The sequence below is a fragment of the Mucilaginibacter sp. L3T2-6 genome (assembly GCF_030519355.1).
GTDB lineage: Bacteria > Bacteroidota > Bacteroidia > Sphingobacteriales > Sphingobacteriaceae > Mucilaginibacter.
The window spans coordinates 1-20,836 of the sequence record NZ_JAUMKC010000030.1 but is presented as its reverse complement, the minus strand read 5'-3'; the positions used below and the strand labels follow the sequence as shown (position 1 = coordinate 20,836).

Below are 20,836 nucleotides of genomic sequence, written 5' to 3'. Positions count from 1 at the left end.
CGGTTCTTAGTTGTGGGTTGTGGTATCGGTTGCTGTTGAATCAGGATTTCCCTGCATAGCCTTTTCTATTGCCGCCTTCCTTGCCGAATCCGTTTGTTTTTGTTTTAATCTTCGCGCCTCGTAGCGTTTGGCATCCACTTCACGCACGCTATCCACAATATGTGCCGTATCGATAAAAACCGTCTTAATTGGTTTTATTACCGTTTGCACAGGCCTGAAAAGGGAATAGCCCGAATAGGCCATAAAGCCGGCCAGCAGGATCATTAAACCTGCGAATACCGATGTCGACAAGCGCATGGTACCGGGCGGACTCAAAATATTCGACTTATTGACCACTATAGGTGCAGGCGCCAGTGCCGGAGCAGGCACCTTTACTTCCTTTATTACCTCCACGCGCACTTCTTTAATACTTGCGTCAGAAATAACCTCATGCAGAGCCTCCCCGTTCGCATATCGGTCTTCAGGTTTCTTTTCCAGGCAAGTGGCTATCATCTCCATCAGCCAGCCCGGTATTTCAAGTTCACGCTTAGGCCAGTCTTTCGGGAAATTTTCCTTTCGCAGGGCTAACAGATCAGGCACAGGTGTTTCCATGTGCGATAACATAACGTGATTTCGTGCGGTTTCACCATTATCCTTTAACGGAAAGGGTACTTGTCCGGCAAGCAGCTCATATAAAATAATGCCATAGCTGTACACATCTGTCTGGAACAGCATTTGCCCTTCATTCTGCTCAGGCGCCATAAATTCAATGGCCCCGGCGTGCCGCATACTGCTGCGGCGTTGTTCGTCAGACATTACCGACAAGCCAAAATCCAGTAAAACGTAGTTGCCGGTATTGTTATTGAACTTTACATTATTGCTCTTAATATCGCCGTGTTTCACCCCTACCTTGTGACAATGCGACAATGCGCAGGCCAACTGATCGGCAACCTTAATAGTTTCCTTTATGGTAAATATCTTTTCGTGAGGCGGTTTCAGCAGTTCCTCCAGGTCAGGCCCCTCGATAAATTCCATCTCGATAAAAGGGAAAGAACCGCTTTCGGTGATACCTGAGTTTAATATTTTTACTACATTGGGATTAGGAATTTCGTTTACCTTTTTAAGCTTTTCAACCTCGTTTAAAAAATTACGGTAATTTTTATCTTCTTTGCTTTCGCTATGTATCGGCGTCGGCAGCAGCTTTACCGCACTGATGATCGGGCCGATGCGCCTGCCTTTATATACCGAACCCTGGCCACCTGTGCGCAGCGCACCCATATTTTCCAGTCCCTGGGTAATCGTAAATACTTTACTCATTCTTTGTAGTTGATCTTTTTTGAAGTTCAAGTCTGAACTTAATAAACGCTAACAAATCTATTATGTTTAAAACCTTTTTAAAGGAATTTTAAACGAAAAAAGGGAAGAAAAATTTCAGAATGGAATTCGCCGTTAGTAGTGTAATTTGATTCACTATAAAGCATTTCCATGTTCCCGGTAAGGCCGTTATCGCCGGAATATCAAAAATAACAACTGTATGCCTATAGCCGATTCAATTACAGAAACCCAGGACACAAACCAGCTACAATTTCAACAGATCACTCAAGATAATAGTGCCTTATGCGGTTCAGCTCCTCATCCAGTTCATAGATCAACGGAACACCGGTAGGCAAATCCAGTTGGGTAACCTCTTCGTCGGTCAAATGATCGATATACTGAATGAGTGCCCTCAGGCTATTGCCATGGGCGCAAACTATCACTTTCTGGTCACCGCGCATGGCCGGAACGATAAACTCATTCCAAAACGGCAGAACGCGGTCCATGGTCTGGCTTAAATTTTCGGTGAGTGGCAATTCCCGCTCAGTGAGGTCTTTATAACGAATATCTTTACCCGGGTAGCGGTTATCATCCTTTGTTATAGCCGGGGGTAGTTCGTGTGGGTCCCGGCGCCACTTTTGCACTTGTTCAATACCGTATTTGGCTATCGTCTCGTCTTTATTTAATCCCTGCAGCGCGCCGTAGAACCGCTCATTTAACCGCCAGGATTTCTGAACCGGAATCCACAAGTGGTCAAGCACTTCCAGCACGATATGTAAGGTTTTTATCGAACGTTTCAGCAATGAGGTGAATCCGGTATCAAAATTATACCCTTGAGATCTCAGCACTTCCCCCGCTTTTTTTGCCTGGATTACACCGTCTTCGGACAGGTCAACATCTGTCCAGCCTGTAAAACGGTTTTCCTTATTCCAAACACTTTCGCCGTGACGCAGCAGTACTAATTTTTGCATAGTTAAATGGTTAACGGTAAAGTTAGCCATCGGTTTGCAGAAAAACTTTGTAAATGTGGCTTAAACAGTTAAATTGCATTGCAAACCAATTTATTAAACCTAAAAATCATGATTCCAACAACACCAGTTCCGGCAGGCGACGGCATTGCTAATCCTGCACCTCTTGGTCTGTGCGCTTTCGGCATGACCACCGTTCTGCTTAACCTCCATAATGCAGGTTTTTTTGAGCTAAATTCCATGATACTGGCCATGGGCATTTTTTACGGAGGCATTGCACAGGTGATTGCCGGGGTATTAGAGGCTAAAAAGAATAATATTTTCGGCCTGACTGCCTTTACATCCTATGGTCTTTTCTGGCTATCGCTGGTGGGGTTGATCGTCATACCGAAATTCGGTTGGGCGCCAAAACCCTCAGAGGCCGGTATGTGCGCTTATTTAATTATGTGGGGATTATTTACACTGTTCTTGTTTTTCGGTACCCTGAAACTGAACGGCGCTCTCCGTTTTATATTCGCGACGCTAACCATACTATTCTTTTTACTTGCGGCAGAGCATGGAACGGGCAACGAAACTATTGGTAAAATTGCAGGCTTTGAAGGTATCATCTGCGGTGCGTCGGCCATTTACACCGGGATTGCCAATGTACTGAATCCATTATACGGAAGAACCGTTTGGCCGGTATAATGCGAAATGTGTTTCGATTTTGGCCGATTGAACGCTGGATTTAGAATGATTGAATAGATTTGCGGTTAATAAACTCGCATCGGTAACTAATCAAATAAATCATTGGTGAAATCATTTTCAAATCGGTGAATCATAAAAACAAAATGGACTTTAAAAAATACTATCACCTGCCGGCAACGACTGAAGAAATATATGCCGCTTTAACAAATCCGCTTACTATTGAGTTGTGGACTGGCGAAGCAGCCGAGATGTCGACAATACCTGGTTCTGAGTTTTCTCTGTGGGAAGGCAGCATCATCGGCAAGAACCTTGAATTTGAGGAAAATAAAAAGATAGTACAGCAATGGTATTTTGACGGGCAACCTGCTGAGTCTATTGTAACCATAAAACTGCACCCCGAAAAAGGCGGCGCCTCTGTAGAATTAAGGCACACCAATATACCGGATGCCGAATACGCCGAATTCGTTGATGGATGGGATAACAGTTATTTCGGCGCGCTGGCAGAATTCTTTGAGGTGGAATAACAGGACTATCTTATCCCAGGGCTAACAGGAAAGCTCGTACCGTCTCCTGCTCGTGGTATGATTTATAATGGTTATAAAGGCAGAAAGTCCCGATAAAACCAGGACTTTCTGTCTTTTCTTATTCGAGTTATATTCCTTAATATAAGGTAAACTCTACCCTGCGGTTCTGCTGGCGTCCTTTTGCAGTTTTGTTGCTTGCAATTGGTTGTGTTTCGCCGTAGCCGGTAGCCTCAATGCGCGATGCATTGGCGCCTTTACTAACCAGGTAAGATTTAACCGACTCTGCACGGTCTTTTGACAACTTCATATTGGCGTCGTTAGAACCAACATTATCGGTGTGCCCCGCCAGCTTCAGGCTAAAATTTTTGTCGACAAGCAGCTTAGCAACGCGGTCGAGGCTAGGATATGAATGAGCGCGGATCGTAGCTTTACCGAAATCGAATTCAAGATTGGCGATGGCATCCCTTACAACTTTTCTGTCTTCTTCAGTAATCACCGTTGTAATTTGTTTCGGCGCAGGTAGCGGACAACCTGAACCGTCAACTTTTGTACCTGCCGGAGTGTTCGGGCATTTGTCGTAGAAATCCGGCACGCCGTCGTTGTCGCTGTCAGCCGTAAATTTAGCAAGGTTAGCGTTAGTAGTCGCCAATTCAGCTTTCAGCTGTTCATTGGCTGCTTTCTGCGCATCTATTTGACTTTGCAACTGGTTACGGGTATTGCGGTTCTCCATCATATATTCGGTCCGGATTGATGATACCGGGTTATGGGCAGCCAATTGAGGTTTTGATTTACTTCCAAGGGCAAATTCCAAGCCGGCGTGGGCATAGGAGAATCGGTCGTTATGCGCCCCATATCTATAACCATCCAGATTGTCAGCATACGCAAAGTTCACCTGATAACCCAAATCGATATTAATTCCTCTCGACACATTTATTTTAAAGCCGGCTCCAACCGGCACAAACCATTCATTAAGAGAACCGCCGTTAGCGGTAACATTTTGTGAAGTGCCATTTATGACAACTGTAGGATTATAATTCAACCCCCCAATACCAACTGTGGCGTATGGCTGTATAAAATTGTGGTTGTGCCGGAAGGTAATGTTTCCTACGGATAGAACGGCATTCAGGCTTAATGCATAATTTAACTTTGTTTCGTAACTGTCCATGGTATTCCCAGTTCCGGTTGGTTGACCGTTAGCGCCGGCAAGCTGTCCGCCCATAAAATTAGCCTGTAAGCCAAACCCTGAGGTGATCTGTTTTTTTATGTAAGCACCGTAGCCAATTTTTGAGTGTGGAGATCTGAAGTCCTGGCTGCTTTTCTTTCCGAAAATAGTAAAAGGTGTCATTAATCCCCCATTTACGCCTACCGACCAGGTACGAAACGCATTATCGGGTGAAAAGGGCTGAACATAGTCTGTTGTCGTTGCTTTAGTGGTATCGGCCGTTTGTGCAAATACACTGCCGCCTGCCAGCAAGCCGGTTAGCAGCAGGCTGGCTTTTGTTAAATGTTTTTTCATGATGTTTGATTTTAAGTGTATGCTTTTCTATTAGTCAAGCATACCCCCGGCTGACAACATCGATGCCATAGCGCCAAAAATCTTATAAACATATCCACATCTCAAAAGCAGGAAGTTATGGGTATATTTTTTTAATAATCGCTTAACACATTGATAAACAGCATTAAAAAAACGTGCATTACGAAAGGGAAATTTCTGGGAAATAACTCAAAGCTGCCGACTTTACATTTTGCCGTTGGCTAAAGTATGAGCCTGAAAAATGTATAGTATTATGGTCAGCCATCTAACGAAATTTAACTGGTAAAAACTGAAATGTATAGGTATAGGAGCCTTTTGAAAGGTCCAGCTCAAGTTTAAATTGTTCTGTTACCGGTTTCCCGTTCAATGTAGCAGGTATCAATTTTGGCAGATCATGAATTATCCGCATAATCCCGCTGGCCACTTCATCGATGTTGCTTCCCCCTTTTCTCACAAGGTTTTCAATGTGCCCCGTTGTCGATATGTCGCCTACAATATCAAATCTTCCTTCTTTTCCATCAAGGTTTACATGGTTAAAAAAGCCGGTAAGAGCATTGCGGAGATCGTAGTTAAAAGCATCCATACCCCCCTTATAATGGGCGTTGACCAGGCCTTTCCCGGGACCGGAAATATTGCAGGGAGCCCCTGCCAATAATTTTTCCGCATTGACAAACGGGAATTGACCCTCGTTCACCAGCCTGATTCTTGACTCATTTATATACGGGCCGAATTTATTGCGGCCATCAATAAACTCACCCTTTTTAAAATGCTCTGTCGCTATCGTCATTTTATCGGGATCATTGCTCTGATACATTTTCCAGGTGCCATCCGGTCTGCCATCCACCAGTTTCCCTTTCCATAAGTAGTATGACATATCGGCTATATAGGAGCCATTCCCTTTATCAATCGTCTTGTTTCCTTTTTCGTCCCATGCCGCGGTTACGCTGTAAACGCCATCCTTTACTTCAAAGTCTAATTCAGGCTTGCCATTGTCGTAATACATCTCCCATTTTCCGTCAAAGGCATCGTCCTTAAAATTCCCTTTCGCCTTTATGTTTCCGCTGGCATACCGGATTATAAATAAACCTTCCTTTAGTCCGTCTGCATTATAGTATCCCTCGGTAAGCGTAACTGCCGGGTTATCTTTTCGCACATCGGTGAACGGGCCATGAAATTTGCGTGTGTCAAAATTGAACCTGACGCGCCTGATGATAGTTGCACAGCTATCTTCAATTAGCTTAAACTGTTCATTTAAAGGCAGGTTCAAACTATCCTTATCTATCGGGTTAAAGTTAATACGACGGTTGACTGTTTGCTGGGCGCTAACTGTAATCGCAAAAAAAACGAGGTAATAAAAAGGAAAAAGTTTAGACATTTGCTCAGGTTTAAGGCTAATATAGCAAAATATCTTTTCGCGAAAATTTTCTTTTATTTTACGCCATAACAGACAGCATACCAAACAAGGGGCGGGTTAATTCGTCATCTCCGCTTAGTTCCGATTTTGCTATTGCGTCCGCCGCGGTCATGGCTTTAGTAAAAACTTTCCAGGAAGTATCCGGCGTTAAGCTTACCGAAGCATCAGGGGTGTATCGTTCCGTATTGTCCGTCATCACCCACACGCCTGACAGATGTTGCAAGAACCAATCGCCACCGGCTTCTGTGCCGACGCTAACTTTTACCAATGCGCCTTCCCTGGCCTTAACATTCCGGTATGTGTGGGGCAATGCACGCATAAAGGTATCAATACAGGGATAAAACAACTTACGGTGCATTATACCCGGCTTACCAACTGCATCGCGTATCTGCTGCTGATGGTGCCATTTTTCGGTATACTCACGCGCAATATGAAACCAGTTTTCTGATTCCTCCTCGCCTGCCCACGATACCGCGTAGCGCGCCTTTTCGAATGGTGAAAGGGATTGCAGGTACTGATGATACTGTGGCCCTGTTGATTCGAGCAAGTCAATCAGCTGCTGGGGACTAACCCTGTCCATCGCCTTTATCCAAATTGCATTAAGCTCATTCAGGTAATCTACAAGATCCTGATAAGAGTTAATATTCTGCGGCGGGGTCGCACTATAATTATTAGCCGCCGCAATATCCCGCATATTGGTATCCAGCAAGTGGGCAGCAACATCCTTAACCAGCCATTTCGGAGCTACGGTTTGTTTATACCAGTCTTCAGGGCTCAACGACCGGAGCAGGTCGATAAGCAAATCATTTAATGCCGGAAAAAGATGAAGTGTCGGGATTGGCACTATGCGGTCCATCGCTTCGGTTAGTTAATGGATTTATCCCTTATGTACAAAAACACGCCATTTAATATCAGCGCCGGCTTTTTCAAGTGTGGCCGCAACTGAGCAGTATTTATTGATAGATAATTCTGCAGCCTTCACCGCCTTATCTTCGTCGATGGTACCGTAAAGATGAAATTCGATAGAAACGTCTTTCCACAATGACGGCTCTTTCCCGGCTTCACGGTCACCATTTACCACCATTTTGTATTCTTTAATTTCCTGACGCTGTTTTTTCAGGATGGTGATAACATCGATTGCCGAGCAGCCTGCAAGGCCCATCAGCAACATTTGCATCGGTCTGACGCCAAAGTCCCAACCACCGCTTTCCGGGCTGCTGTCCATTCGCACAACATGGCCCTGTTCATCTTTAGCCTCGAAACCAAAATCACCTTTAACGCGTGTAAGTTCAATTTTAGACATACTGTGTTTAATTGTATAACGAGGCTAATATAGTACTTTGCGACAACGAAAGTTTAACCCCTGCGTAATATTCCATCATTTCCTCCCATTCCCTCACCCCTATCCGATTTGCATTCGCATAATCTAATAAATCAGGACATATTATTGGCATTATAAGAGACAACCATAATCTTCGTATAACTAGCATGGATTAGGCATACCACCGTGCAAAAAAAATTCCCACGGCTGTCCATTTTCTAAAATCTCATTCATTATTGAGGTATAAAAGCAAATAATAACTGAAAATGGAAACAAGAATTAATCTTTTCGAAAATGGTCAGCGGGCAATTAAAGCAATGTCCGCATTAGGGGCCTACCTGACAAAATCAACCATAGAACAATCACTTTTTGATTTGATCTACTTTCGTGTGTCACAAATAAATGGTTGCGCCTTTTGTCTGGATATGCATTCGAAAGACCTGCGCGCCAATGGCGAAAGTGAACAGCGGCTTTATGTGATGGACGCATGGCGCGAAACTCCGTTTTTCACTGATCGTGAACGGGCAGCGCTCGCCTGGGCTGAAGCAGTTACCAAAATAACCAACGGACAGATTTCTGATGAGGTATTTAATGAAATAACACGGCATTTTTCGGAGGCAGAGATCGTTGACTTAACTGTTGCAACAAATACTATTAACAATTACAACCGCATCAATATTGCCTTCCGCCCGCCGGTTGGCACTTACGTGGTCGGCCAGTTCAGTACCGCCCACTAAAGTGGGAATGTGCAACTGAAATTGCAACATAATCGTTACCTGAAGCAGATGGCGTGATAATTAATATCTGTAAATTTGAAGGTTGATCTAAACAACATTCTCAAAAACATGATAAAATCAATCACACTCTCTGCTTTTTTGTGCTTTATACTATTAGGTGCTACTGCACAAACCTTGCCCATGCCTCCTGAAATTGCGAAAGCGTATGCAAATGGCACCCGGTCTATGAATGGCAAGCCGGGCAAAAATTATTGGCAGAACCACGGGCGGTACAATATTTCCGTAACAGTTAACCCTCCCGTCAATACCGTAAAAGGCGTGGAACAGATCAGCTATAAAAACAACAGTCCCAAAACGCTCGACAGCCTCAACATGAAGCTGATTATGAATGTCCATAGCGCACGCAGTGCCTCTGCCTCTTCAGCAGCTATACAAGTTGATGAATTTGAAATAAACGGCGCGAAAGCCGCCTGGGATAATGCAAAAGCTACGACTACAAATTATATGGTCGCCCTGGTAAAACCGCTGGCGCCACATGATTCAGTAAAACTAAATATTAAGTGGCATTACGAACTTTCAAAAGGCCGCGGACGCGAAGGGGTTATCGACTCAACAAGCTTTTATCTGGCTTATTTTTACCCGCGCGTAGCCGTTTATGATGATTACAAAGGTTGGGATGTGCAACCACACACCGGCGGATTAGAGTTTTATAATGATTTTAACGACTATACGCTTAATGTAACTGTACCTAAGAACTTTATTGTTTGGGCAACCGGTACGTTGCAGAATGCGGATAAAGTTTTACAACCGGCCGCAGCGAAAAGGCTCGAAGCGTCAATGACCAGCGACTCAACTGTTCATATAGCGACGGCGAACGATTTGGCGGCCAAAAATATAACCGCCCAAAATCCAACCAACACCTGGACGTGGACAGCTAACAATGTATCAGATATGGCTGTTGGCATAAGTGATCATTATGATTGGGACGCTGCAAGTGTTATAGTAGATAAAGCGACTCATCGCCGTACCAGCGTGCAGGCCGCTTTCCCTGACGCTTCTGAAGATTTCCACCATTCGGTACAGTTTAGCCGTTTTGCCCTGGATTGGTTTTCGAATAACTGGCCGGGAGTTCCCTATCCTTTTCCCAAAATGACCGCTTATCAGGGTTTTGCGGATATGGAGTATCCAATGATGGTTAATGATAGCCACACCAAGGACTTGGGATTCGCCGAAATGGTGCAAGACCACGAGATAGCACACACCTACTTTCCGTTCTATATGGGTATCAACGAAAGCCGTTATGCCTTTATGGACGAGGGTTGGGCAACCACTTACGAATTATTAATAGGTACGGTAGAAAAAGGGAAAAAAGCAGCCGACGATTTCTATAAGCAATTCCGCATCAACCGCTGGACTCACGGACCGCACGCTAAGGAAATGCCTATTATAACTCCCTCAAACGAAGTAACCTTTGGCGGTGGTAATAACGCTTATGGCAAACCGTCTCTGAGCTATCTTGCATTAAAAGATATGCTGGGTGATGCCTTATTTAAAAAAGCGCTGCACAACTACATGGATAACTGGCATGGCAAACACCCTATTCCATGGGATTACTTCAACTCGATGAACTCCGGCAGCGGCAAAAATCTGAACTGGTTTTTTAACAATTGGTTCTTTACTCCAAGCTATGTAGACCTCGCTATAGAAAAAGTAGAAAAATCGGGTGGAGATTATAAGATAGCTATCAAAAATATCGGCGGTTTTGCATCGCCGTTCGATTTAACAGTAACATATTCCAATGGTACAGTTTCTACCGTTCACCAAAAACCTTCTGTTTGGAAACAAGATCAAAAGAACGCCACCGTTACTGTAAAAGCTTTAAGCGATATCAAATCGGTTAGTCTTGACGGCGGCGTATTTGTTGACGCCAACGATAAAGACAACATTTGGCCAGCAGAACCCGCTGCTTCGGGTAAATAAAAATAAGGGATAACACTAAACGCACGCTGGTTAAGATGCCGGCGTGCGTTTGTTATTCAAGTTGTTAGTTTATGAGACAGACGAATAACGTTATATGATGAATACCGGCGTTTATCTAAAAATAAAAGACCTAAGCCCGCAGCTATTGGTAAAAAGTCTTAAAGAATCCATTCAGTACTATCAAATGATCGGATTTCAAATAAGTTTTCAATATGAGGATTTTTACGCTGCGTTAACCAAAGACAGTTATTCAGTTCATTTAAAACAGGGCGAACCTTCAAACAAGGAACGTGAAAACAGACGAAAAAACGAAGACTTAGATATCGTTTTTTCAGTTGAAGACATTGAGGAACTATTTAATTCAGTACAACATAATGTAACAAGCGTAGTGCAGCCGTTACGCCAAATGCCCTATGGACGCGAATTTTATCTGGCTGACCCGGATGGTTACCTGCTGGGTTTTATTGAGCAATAATTAATTACGATGGAGACAAACATATCATTAACCAGCGTTATACTTTTCGTACGCGACGTTGAGGGCCTGAAGGATTTTTACACGCGTCTTTTTCAATTTGAACCTCTTGAATATCAGCCAGACATGTGGGCATTACTCAAGGCCGGCGATTTTACGATCGGCCTGCACCGGATGGGCGACGAATACCTGGCCGCCACAACCAACTCACCCAAAACAAATAATAACGTAAAGCTGGTGTTTGATATCTCTGAAAATATACATCAGCTAAGATCATATTTACTTGATCAGCGGGTAGCCATAGGCGACATTAAAACCTTCGATGACTATAACTACTGGCTATGCGATGGCCAGGATCCTGAAGGCAACGTTTTTCAGTTGAGACAAAGCAAAACGAATTAAGCTTAACCTGCCCCTCAATTTAGTACCGGCATTGTAAAGCTGAAACAGGTACCTTTACCAGGCTCACTATCAACCTGAATTTTACCGCCGTGCTGAAAAACAAAATCTTTTACCAGCATCAGGCCAAGCCCGGTTCCCTTTTCCTGGTTAGTGCCCATCAGCGAAGCCGTGTTTACAGGACCGAAAATTGTTTTCTTTATATCTTCGGACATGCCTATCCCCGTATCCTTTACGCAAATCTCGATCATTTCATCAACCGGGCGTGCGGAAACGGTTACTATCCCACCGCCGCTTGGCGTAAACTTAATGGCATTTGTCACCAGGTTTTGCAGAATAGACCGAAGCATCAGTCCGTCGGCATTAATATAAATTCCATCCGCGGTATCATTTTCCAACACCAGATCTTTTTGTGCAGCGTTTGCCTTCAGCAATTCCAGCGACTCGTTTACGTTTTGTCTCAGATGAATTTTTTCAGGGCGGAACGATGTCTTCTCCCGCTGGTTTTTAGCCCACTCAACCAATTCGTTCAGTTGAGCTAGTATTTTTTGCGATGTTTTGCTGATGATGCCGGAAAATAATCTTATTTGATTTGGCTGCAGCCTTTCAGCATCACGTGTAAGCGTATCGGAAGATGCTAACAATGAGGTCAGAGGATTGCGCAGGTCGTGCGAAATTACCGACAGGAATTTATCCTTAGATAAATTAAGAGCCTGCAGTTCATGATTCAGGTTCTCCAATTGCATGGTGCGCTCCAGCACACGTTGCTCAAGTTCCTGGTTAAGCTGTATCAATTCACTGTTCATCTGCTGCAGCTTCTCTTCCTGCTGGCGCAGCTGCTGATTTTTACGGTACAACTCAGCGAATACCGCTATTTTGGAGCGGAGGATTTCCGGGTTAAATGGTTTACGGATAAAATCAACTGCACCAGCCCGGTAACCTTTAAAAACCGCAGCTTCTTCGTAATCATGCGCTGTGATAAAGATAATAGGGATATGCTTTAGTTTATCGCGCTGATAAATAAGCTCTGCCGTCTCGTAGCCGTCCATAATCGGCATCATCACATCAAGCAGTATCAGGGTAAAATCCTCTTCCTTTAAAAGTATGCGAAGAGCCTCCTTTCCCGAGGTAGCACGGTAAAAATCATATTTCTCCCCGTCAAGCGAGGCTTCAATCGAAAGAAGATTATTTTCGTTATCGTCAACCAGAAGTATTTTTACGGGCATTTTTTAGCTATTTAATCAGCCATACGCGCATTAGCGACAGCAGCTGCTCCGTTTTAACGGGTTTAGTAATATAATCTGATGCGCCTGATGCTATGCATTTTTGCCTGTCGCCCATCATGGCCTTGGCAGTTACCGCTATTATCGGCAAACTCTTGTGCCTAGGTTCTTTACGGATGATCTGTATGGTTTCATAACCATCCATCTCCGGCATCATAATATCCATCAGCACAATATCGATATTTTTGTCTTTGTTTAAAATTTCAAGTGCTTCACGGCCGCTTTCCGCTGTAATTACGTCTATCTTCGAGCGCTCAAAAACCGCCGTTAGAGCAAAAAGGTTTCTTACGTCATCATCCACCACCAAAACTTTTTTGTTATCCAGCACATCATTTTTAGGCCGTATATCATCGATCATTCTCAGTTTTTCGGCGCTTACATGCTTTTTATCAATATGAAGCAATACCAAAATTTCATCCAGCAGCATAATATGCGATAAAGGGGTCTTACTGATGATCTTATGATTTAAACGCTTTAATTGTATAAGTTCGTCTTGAGTAAAGTCGCGTGCTGAGTGTAAAATAATAGTTGTTTGCGGCTGCTTTAACAAATTAATTTCATTTAATAACTCAAGGCCATTAGCATCAGGTAACGCGTAGTCTAATATCACACAATCAAATAGTTCCTTCTTCAGCACCATTAAGCCTTTTTTGGCGGTCGTCGCGCTGAACACCTCAATCCGGTCGTTCGTAATTAACTCCGTCAGCCGCTGCAATTCTGCAATGTTGTCTTCGATAATCAACACCTTCTTTTTAGCGGCTTCCTTGAAACTAACGATGCCGGTAATCAATTCATCCAGCGTAGAGTTTGAAAGTGGTTTTAAATTAAATGATCGTGCACCAAGCTTAAGGGCCATCACCTTATTTTCTTCCCCCGATATCACATGGACAGGGATATGCCTTAAATTGGGATCAGTTTTAAGCAGTTTCAATAATTTCCATCCGTTTGATTCAGGCATATTCACATCCAGCGTAATTGCAACCGGATTGTGCTTAATAATGTTATCAAATATTTCAAGATAAGTGATGGCAACCACAACCTTTAGCTTAAAGTCATGTGCCTTATCGATCAGTATTTTAGTGAACCGCAAATCATCTTCAACAACTAATAATACTTTGTCTTCGGCGGTTATGTTGTGCCGGTCGTCATCTATGGCCAGTTCTGTGGCGTCAATTGTGCTGGTGCGTAAATGCGGCATCGGGTGAGCCTCTTTAATCTTAGCGGGAGTGGCTTTTTCCTGCTTATATTTCAAGGGCAGGTAAAGGGTAAATACGCTTCCTTTTCCTAATTCGCTCCGTACCGTTATTGTGCCGCCCAGCAATTCTGCAAAGCCTTTACTTATTGAAAGCCCCAGGCCCGTACCGCCGTATTTACGGCTGGTTGAACCTTCCGCCTGCTGGAATGCTTCGAAGATAATTCCCTGTGTGTTTGCCGAAATGCCGATACCCGAGTCTTCGATTGAAAATGCTATTACCGATTCGGTGTGGCTCAGCGGATTTTCCTGGCCCGGCCCCGGCTTGAAAATATTCAGCTTTACACCGCCTTTTTCTGTAAACTTAAACGCATTTGAAAGCAGGTTTTTCAAGATCTGGTTTAAGCGCTGCATATCGGTCTCCATCATGTCCGGCAGGCCGTTTTGCACTTCAATGTCAAATTTTAAGCTCTTGGCCTCCGAAATAGGCTTAAAGGTAGATTCTGCAAATGCGGTGATCTCCTTAAATCCTACAGGCATAACATCGGCCGCAATAACCCCTGATTCTATTTTTGACAGGTCGAGGATATCGTTAATCAGTTGGATCAGGTCATTACCGCATGAGTGTATGGTTTTAGCAAACATGCGCTGTTTTTCCGTCAGATTGCCCTCCGGATTTTCAAAAAGCTGCTGCGCCAATATTAATAAACTATTCAACGGCGTCCGCAATTCATGCGACATATTAGCCAGGAATTCCGACTTATACTTAGATGTCAGTGTCAATTGCTCGGCCTTTTCTTCCAAAGAGCGTCCTTTATCATGCAGTTCATCGTTAGCACGTCGTAATTCTTCCTGCTGTGCAGAAAGTTCTCCGGCTAGTGATTGCGATTGTTTCAGCAGTTCTTCCGTACGGGTGTTTGTCTCAATATTATTTAACACAATACCAATACTTTCGGTTAACTGATCCAGGAAGTCAATGTGTGTATCGCTGAAGTTCTCAAACGACGCTAACTCGATAACGGCCTTAACATTATTTTCAAAAAGCACCGGTAATATTACCAAATCTATAGGCGCGGCACTGCCGATACCTGAGCTGATTTGCAGGTATTCATTAGGTACATTGGCGAGCCGGATACGTTCTTTATCTGTGGCGCATTGCCCAACCAGGCCCTCGCTAAGCGAAAACTCCTGATCAATAAGCTTCCGGCTTTTCTGCGCATAGCCGGCAAACAGTTTCAACTTCGGCTCTTCCGAACTGTCACCTTGTTTTAAGATATAGAATGCACCGTAGCGGGCATTTACCAGTTCTGCCAATTCAGACAACACCTTATTGGCCACTGCATTTCTATCCCGTTGTCCCTGCAGCATTTGGGCAAACTTAGCCAGGTTTGACTTTAACCAGTCCTGCTCATGGTTTCTTAACGTAGTGCCCTTCAGGTTGGCAATCATTTGGTTAATAGTGTCTTTCAAAGCCTCAAGCTCGCCTTTTGCTTCCACACGAATGGTACGGGTAAGGTCTCCCTTGGTCACCGCCGATGCAACCTCAGATATTGACCGAACCTGCACGGTTAAGTTCTGCGCCAGCTGGTTCACGTTCTCCGTCAAATCTTTCCAGGTACCCGAAGCGCCCGGCACGCTGGCCTGACCACCAAGGCGGCCCTGAACACCCACCTCACGCGCAACCGTTGTAACCTCGTCGGCAAACACAGCCAGCGTGTCAATCATCTCGTTAATGGTATCTGTAAGTTGCGCCACTTCGCCCAACGCGTTTATTGATAAGCGCTGCTTTAGATTTCCTTTCGCAATGCCCGTTGCAACTTTCGCAATACCGCGTATCTGACCGGTTAGGTTCGATGCCATCTGGTTTACTGAGTCCGTTAAATCCTTCCAGGTACCCGCAACGCCCTGTACGTGTGCCTGTCCGCCTAATTTGCCCTCCGTGCCTACCTCGCGGGCAACGCGGGTTACTTCTGATGCGAAGGAGTTAAGTTGGTCCACCATCGTATTAATGGTGTTCTTCAAATCCATGATCTCACCTTTTACGTCGATGATCACAGTTTTAGACAAGTCGCCGCTCGCCACCGCTTTTGTAACCTCAGCTATGTTTCGCACCTGCGATGTTAAATTACTCGACATCTGGTTAACAGAGTCCGTTAAGTCCTTCCAGGTACCGGCAACACCCGGCACAAATGCCTGGCCGCCCAGGTTACCATCCGTACCCACTTCGCGGGCCACGCGCGTTACTTCTGATGCAAAGCCACGCAACTGATCAACCATGGTGTTAATGGTTTCTTTAAGCTGCAAAATTTCTCCCCTAACGTCAACGGTAATCTTTTTGGACAAATCGCCGTTCGCGATGGCAATGGATACATCGGCGATGTTTCGTAGTTGCGCCGTTAAGTTACCTGCCATTTTATTTACCGAATCTGTTAAATCCTTCCAGGTACCATCTACACCCGGCACGTTGGCCTGACCGCCAAGCTGTCCTTCAGAGCCAACCTCACGTGCTACGCGGGTTACCTCCGATGCAAAACCTCGCAATTGATCAACCATGGTATTGATGGTATCCTTCAGCTCCAGCAGCTCGCCCTTAGCATTAACAGTGATTTTACGTGATAAGTCGCCTTTCGCTACTGCGGTGGTCACTTCGGCAATGTTACGCACCTGCGAGGTTAGATTATCTGCCATTTTGTTAACCGAATCGGTTAAATCCTTCCAAGTTCCGCCTACCCCAGGCACATTGGCCTGCCCGCCCAATTGGCCTTCGGAACCCACCTCACGCGCCACACGAGTTACTTCGGAACCGAATGAATTAAGCTGATCCACCATTGTGTTAATAGTGATCTTAAGCTCCAGCATCTCGCCCTGAACGTCAACCGTAATTTTTTTTGACAGGTCACCTTTTGCTACCGCAGTGGTCACTTCGGCTATATTGCGCACCTGGCCGGTGAGGTTACCCGCCATCTGGTTTACCGAATCTGTTAAGTCCTTCCACGTACCACCTACCCCAGGCACGTTAGCCTGTCCACCGAGCTGCCCTTCCGAGCCAACCTCGCGCGCAACGCGTGTAACTTCTGATGAAAAGGAGTTCAACTGGTCTACCATGGTGTTAATGGTGTTTTTCAATTCAAGCAATTCGCCTTTTGCATCAACTGTGATCTTCCGGGAAAGATCGCCTTTGGCTACCGCTGTGGTTACCCCCGCAATATTTCGTACCTGGTCGGTAAGGTTACTTCCCATCTGGTTAACGGAGTCGGTAAGGTCCTTCCATACACCGCCAACTCCCTTCACGCGGGCCTGGCCGCCAAGTTTACCTTCTGTACCTACTTCAAGGGCCACGCGCGTTACTTCGGATGCAAAGGAGTTCAGCTGATCCACCATCGTGTTGATAGTCTTCTTGAGCTCCAGCATTTCACCTTTTACGTCAACCGTGATCTTCTTGGATAAATCTCCGTTAGCCACCGCAGTGGTTACACCAGCTATGTTACGTACCTGAGACGTCAGGTTACCGGCCATGCGGTTTACGGAGTCAGTGAGATCCTTCCACGTCCCTGCCACACCTGGCACTTTGGCCTGCCCGCCTAACTTACCTTCGGTACCCACCTCGAGCGCCACGCGCGTAACCTCCGAAGAAAATGAATTCAACTGGTCAACCATGGTGTTAATGGTGTTCTTCAGCTCCAGTATCTCACCCTTCGCTTCTACGGTAATCTTGCGGGATAAATCGCCCTTTGCTACCGCTGTTGTCACCGCAGCTACATTACGCACTTGCGCGGTTAGGTTACCTGCCATCTGGTTCACCGAGTCGGTCAATTCTGCCCATACGCCCGCAACTCCCTTAATTTTGGCCTGCTCTCCCAATTTACCCTCCGATCCAACCTGTCGGGCCACCCGTGTTACCTCCATAGAGAATAGCTGTAATTTGGAAAGCATTTGGTTTGATTCTTTGGCGATACGCAAAAACTCGCCTTTCAAAGGGTGTCCTTTTATTTCGAGAGGTATGTGTTTAGACAAGTCGCCGTTAGCCACCGAGTTAATCATGCCCGCAATTTCCAGCGTTGGCGAGGTAAGGTCCTCAATCAGGTTATTTAGCGAATTAACGCCGCTGGCCCACTGCCCTTTTGCCTCGGGAAGTTCAATTCTTTTTGAAAGGTTTCCGCGCTTGCCGATCGTAGCTTCCGCCGCAGATATCTCGGCTACAAAGCGCTCATTCATATCGATGATGTCATTTAACACCTCGCAGATGCGGCCGTTAATGCCCGCTTGCGTTACCGGCATTCGCACATTCAGCCTCCCACTTTTAACGAGCGAAAGAACTTTCAGCAGTTCTTTAACATCCAGGGTGTCACCGGGGTAATCATTTACAACGGCGGTTTCGTCTAAAATTTTTTCTAAAATGTCGTCTTTCATAAGAAAGGTTTTGGAAAATGTAATAAAGGCAGATGTCGACAATTAAATAATAGCGACAGAATGTATCGAAATTATTAAAATATTATAATAGTATGAAATTTTTATCACATAGGCAATAGCCATATTTATCCGGCCTCCTGTTAAATGGAATTTTCCAGAAATTGTTTTAGGAGAAATAGTTTTTTTCCTCTTTCAAAAATATACGTACTAAGCTTAAAGTGTGGTTATAACAGCAATTGTTAACCTGGTATTCTGGCGAGATTTAAACAGATAACGAAACGCGCCGATCCGCGGTTTCACACTAAAATACAAAACCCTAATTTGTTAATATAATTAGGCGCAAACTGAAAAAATCACTTTCTCATCAAACCTCGTATTACAATTATCAAGCTCGATCCCTCATCTTCCTTGATATTGATTGGTGTTTTTTGGTGGGAAACAAAAACAAAGAACCCGCAAATCAGTGTGATTTGCGGGTTCTTGACTTCGATTGGTATCGCTTTCGTCGGGATGGCAGGATGATTATCTTGCTCCTTAATACGTTGATTATAATATAGTTATCAAGTTAAGCTGTGAAAATGGTAACCGAATGGGTCTCATTTTATTAGACTTCATTTAGTTGACTTTATATCACTAAAGCACTCGTAACAGATAGTCAATGAACTTGTTATACAAATATAACAAATCTTTTTAATATAAAAAAGCCTATTTGTTCGCCCTGCTGTTCGTCTTTTGGTCTAAAGAACGACAGTCCCTTAATCACCATGTAAGCAACTAAAGCGCTTAGCCGGGTAAAATGTCAAGGGCGAGCCAGCCGCTGAAAAGCGGACAACCCGGCTCGCTCCGTATACCCTTGACATTTTATCCCCGCGTGGGCTACCTTCGCGGTTATGGTGAATGAGGGGCAGATGCAAACGGCAATCGCGGTTTGCATTGCTGTGAGGCTGGCGGTGTAAGAATGGAGCCGCTTGCCGCAACTACAAACCCTAATTTTCCCTCTTAAAAGTGGATAATTTGGCTCATTTCATACGTCCTTAACGTTTATTCGAAGTAGAGTATTTTTACGGCTATGATGGCCGTTGTTCCAAATATCAGTTGTTCAAAGAATGAAAGCAAATCACAACGCGCTTCGCGCGTTGTGATTTGCTTTCATTCGGCTGTTTAAGATGATAGGAAAAATAGAGGGCCGCCCTCTTTTTTCCTTTTTACCGAGTTTTGTTTTTTCCAACAATTCTTTCGTTAGACTTATCACCCTTCCTTTTTAGATGGTTCTTGGTTTTTTGCGCTTCTTCCTCACTTTCAAACTTTGTCACCATCTTTTCCGCAAGGCCGGGATTATTTAAATACGTGGTATCAGCCCATAAACCTATTTCGGGAGCGACCTGCTTTATCATCCGGTATTTTACTTCAATGGCTTCCAAATGAGTATTCTCTTTCCATAGGTAAATATTTAAACCCGTAGACATTGTGAGATAAATAAATATGGCGGCCAACGCTATAAGCACCCCTTTGGACTTAAAATCTAAGGAGTTCTTGACCTTGATGGGCAAGGCTTGTTTAATGGCATCTAAAATGCCGCGCATTTCCGTCTGCTGCTTTTGGATTTGTTCGGCGGGATAAGCAATGTTCATTTGCCCGATGGCGGCTATTTGCTCGGCACTCTCTTTATTGTACTTGACTAAAAACACTTTAAAAATTTCCTTTAATGCCTCGAAATGGGGCGTATAGTCGGGTATTTTCTCCGCCTTTTTTTCCATCTCTGTTACCCGTTTTACCAATTGGTCGATAATTTCATCATCGACGGTCTTTTCTTTATTTTCCATTGTATAATGTTTTATAATTTAAATTTTACCAGTGCATGCCATGACTTTGTTCCTGATCGTTGTCCTGACCCTGACCTTTCTTTTTCTTTCTCCTGGGCGGTTCAGGTTCGGGTGTAATTACAGGTATAAAACCTACTGGTATAAAGCTGTGCTGCTGACCGGATTGCTCTTTGCCGGTATCCTTATTGATTGCTGCCCGTAATTGGTCTGCCAACGATGGTTCCAACGCCTTAGCGTGTTTCTGCTCGGCTTGCTGCTCAATCTGCTTGCTTAACCTGCCATAGCTTAAACTGCGGTCTAATTCTGACCCTTTAAATTTGAACTCACCCTTACTAAAGCTGATACCTTGTATTTCAAGCGTACCGCTTTTGTATTTATACAGCATACCAATGCCTTGCTTCGCTAACTCCTGCTTTAGTTCATTCATAGGTACACCTTTTGGCTGACCGCCTTAATGGTATCGTGTAATTCATACTTTACCTTATCTATTCCCTTTAGCTGCTGACGGTTAACGTTCTGCTTATCCTGCGCGATAAACAGGCCATGCTGCAAGGTGAGCGACTTACAAATCTTGATGCTCTTTTGCCGTTGAAAGTTATCGGCGATGGTTTTACCGTTATGGTTGACCCGGTTATAAATAATGTGCACATGCGGATGCTCCCGGTCTTTATGGCGTACCATTAAAACCTGCGTGTCCTGTATCTTCATGCGTAACAAATATACCTGGGCGATACTGACCATTTTTTCATCGGTTAATATGTCTTTATCGTTAGGGCTCCAGCTTAATGCAATATGCCCG

General features: G+C 44.5%; 17 protein-coding genes. 6 read left to right on the top strand and 11 right to left on the bottom strand.

All coding sequences use genetic code 11. From position 1 onward, the window contains the following. Positions 1-6: 6 nt before the first annotated feature. Entirely contained in the window at positions 7-1,296 is a 1,290-nt protein-coding gene (locus tag Q3W13_RS23490; RefSeq protein WP_302868201.1) for a serine/threonine-protein kinase, read from the bottom strand. Between the two features lie 278 nt (positions 1,297-1,574). Further along, the gene (gpmA, locus tag Q3W13_RS23485) at positions 1,575-2,264 is read right to left on the bottom strand and encodes a 2,3-diphosphoglycerate-dependent phosphoglycerate mutase (protein ID WP_302868199.1); all 690 of its coding nucleotides are present in this window, start codon (positions 2,262-2,264) and stop codon (positions 1,575-1,577) included. Between the two features lie 108 nt (positions 2,265-2,372). On the opposite strand from gpmA, the gene Q3W13_RS23480 reads away from it, so the two are divergent. Together Q3W13_RS23480 and Q3W13_RS23475 are read left to right on the top strand one after the other, a co-directional pair. Next, on the top strand, positions 2,373-2,948 hold the full coding sequence (locus Q3W13_RS23480; RefSeq protein WP_302868198.1) for an acetate uptake transporter: 576 nt from the start codon (positions 2,373-2,375) through the stop codon (positions 2,946-2,948). Positions 2,949-3,091: 143 nt separating this feature from the next. Then, positions 3,092-3,472, top strand: a complete 381-nt coding sequence (locus Q3W13_RS23475; protein WP_302868195.1) for an SRPBCC domain-containing protein — start codon at positions 3,092-3,094, stop codon at positions 3,470-3,472. A gap of 136 nt (positions 3,473-3,608) precedes the next feature. Here the strand turns inward: Q3W13_RS23475 and Q3W13_RS23470 are convergent, their stop codons facing one another. The 4 genes from Q3W13_RS23470 to Q3W13_RS23455 all read right to left on the bottom strand — a co-directional run bounded on the left by Q3W13_RS23470 (position 3,609) and on the right by Q3W13_RS23455 (position 7,723). Further along, positions 3,609-4,988: an OmpA family protein gene (locus tag Q3W13_RS23470; RefSeq protein WP_302868193.1), complete on the bottom strand. Its 1,380-nt coding sequence runs from the start codon at positions 4,986-4,988 to the stop codon at positions 3,609-3,611. Between the two features lie 283 nt (positions 4,989-5,271). After that, on the bottom strand, positions 5,272-6,381 hold the full coding sequence (locus tag Q3W13_RS23465; protein WP_302868191.1) for a toxin-antitoxin system YwqK family antitoxin: 1,110 nt from the start codon (positions 6,379-6,381) through the stop codon (positions 5,272-5,274). Positions 6,382-6,439: 58 nt separating this feature from the next. Then, positions 6,440-7,276, bottom strand: coding sequence for a maleylpyruvate isomerase N-terminal domain-containing protein (locus Q3W13_RS23460; protein WP_302868189.1), 837 nt, complete (start codon positions 7,274-7,276; stop codon positions 6,440-6,442). Positions 7,277-7,297: 21 nt separating this feature from the next. Beyond that, positions 7,298-7,723, bottom strand: a complete 426-nt coding sequence (locus Q3W13_RS23455) for an OsmC family protein (RefSeq protein WP_302868187.1) — start codon at positions 7,721-7,723, stop codon at positions 7,298-7,300. 284 nt (positions 7,724-8,007) lie between these two features. Here Q3W13_RS23455 and Q3W13_RS23450 point away from each other — a divergent pair, with 284 nt between their 5' ends. From Q3W13_RS23450 to Q3W13_RS23435, 4 genes are all read left to right on the top strand, one after another. Further along, complete coding sequence (locus Q3W13_RS23450) at positions 8,008-8,478, top strand: carboxymuconolactone decarboxylase family protein (RefSeq protein WP_302868186.1); 471 nt, start codon at positions 8,008-8,010, stop codon at positions 8,476-8,478. Positions 8,479-8,586: 108 nt separating this feature from the next. Further along, complete coding sequence (locus Q3W13_RS23445) at positions 8,587-10,458, top strand: M1 family metallopeptidase (RefSeq protein WP_302868183.1); 1,872 nt, start codon at positions 8,587-8,589, stop codon at positions 10,456-10,458. A gap of 94 nt (positions 10,459-10,552) precedes the next feature. Continuing rightward, entirely contained in the window at positions 10,553-10,933 is a 381-nt protein-coding gene (locus Q3W13_RS23440; RefSeq protein WP_302868182.1) for a VOC family protein, read from the top strand. Between the two features lie 9 nt (positions 10,934-10,942). Beyond that, on the top strand, positions 10,943-11,332 hold the full coding sequence (locus tag Q3W13_RS23435) for a VOC family protein (protein WP_302868179.1): 390 nt from the start codon (positions 10,943-10,945) through the stop codon (positions 11,330-11,332). A 14-nt stretch (positions 11,333-11,346) separates the two neighbouring features. Here Q3W13_RS23435 and Q3W13_RS23430 read toward each other — a convergent pair whose 3' ends face one another. The 5 genes from Q3W13_RS23430 to Q3W13_RS23410 all read right to left on the bottom strand — a co-directional run. Beyond that, positions 11,347-12,555, bottom strand: a complete 1,209-nt coding sequence (locus tag Q3W13_RS23430) for a hybrid sensor histidine kinase/response regulator (RefSeq protein ID WP_302868177.1) — start codon at positions 12,553-12,555, stop codon at positions 11,347-11,349. A gap of 7 nt (positions 12,556-12,562) precedes the next feature. After that, positions 12,563-18,214 carry a HAMP domain-containing protein gene (locus Q3W13_RS23425; protein ID WP_302868175.1) on the bottom strand — a complete coding sequence of 1,884 codons (5,652 nt, stop codon included), beginning with the start codon at positions 18,212-18,214 and terminating at the stop codon, positions 12,563-12,565. Positions 18,215-19,419: 1,205 nt separating this feature from the next. Next, complete coding sequence (locus Q3W13_RS23420) at positions 19,420-20,037, bottom strand: hypothetical protein (RefSeq protein ID WP_302868173.1); 618 nt, start codon at positions 20,035-20,037, stop codon at positions 19,420-19,422. A gap of 25 nt (positions 20,038-20,062) precedes the next feature. Next, a complete protein-coding gene (locus Q3W13_RS23415) occupies positions 20,063-20,464 on the bottom strand; it encodes a hypothetical protein (protein WP_302868171.1) in 402 nt (133 codons plus the stop codon). Continuing rightward, a partial coding sequence (locus Q3W13_RS23410; RefSeq protein WP_302868169.1) for a relaxase/mobilization nuclease domain-containing protein occupies positions 20,461-20,836 on the bottom strand: 376 nt, incomplete at its 5' end. The genes Q3W13_RS23415 and Q3W13_RS23410, both read right to left, overlap by 4 nt.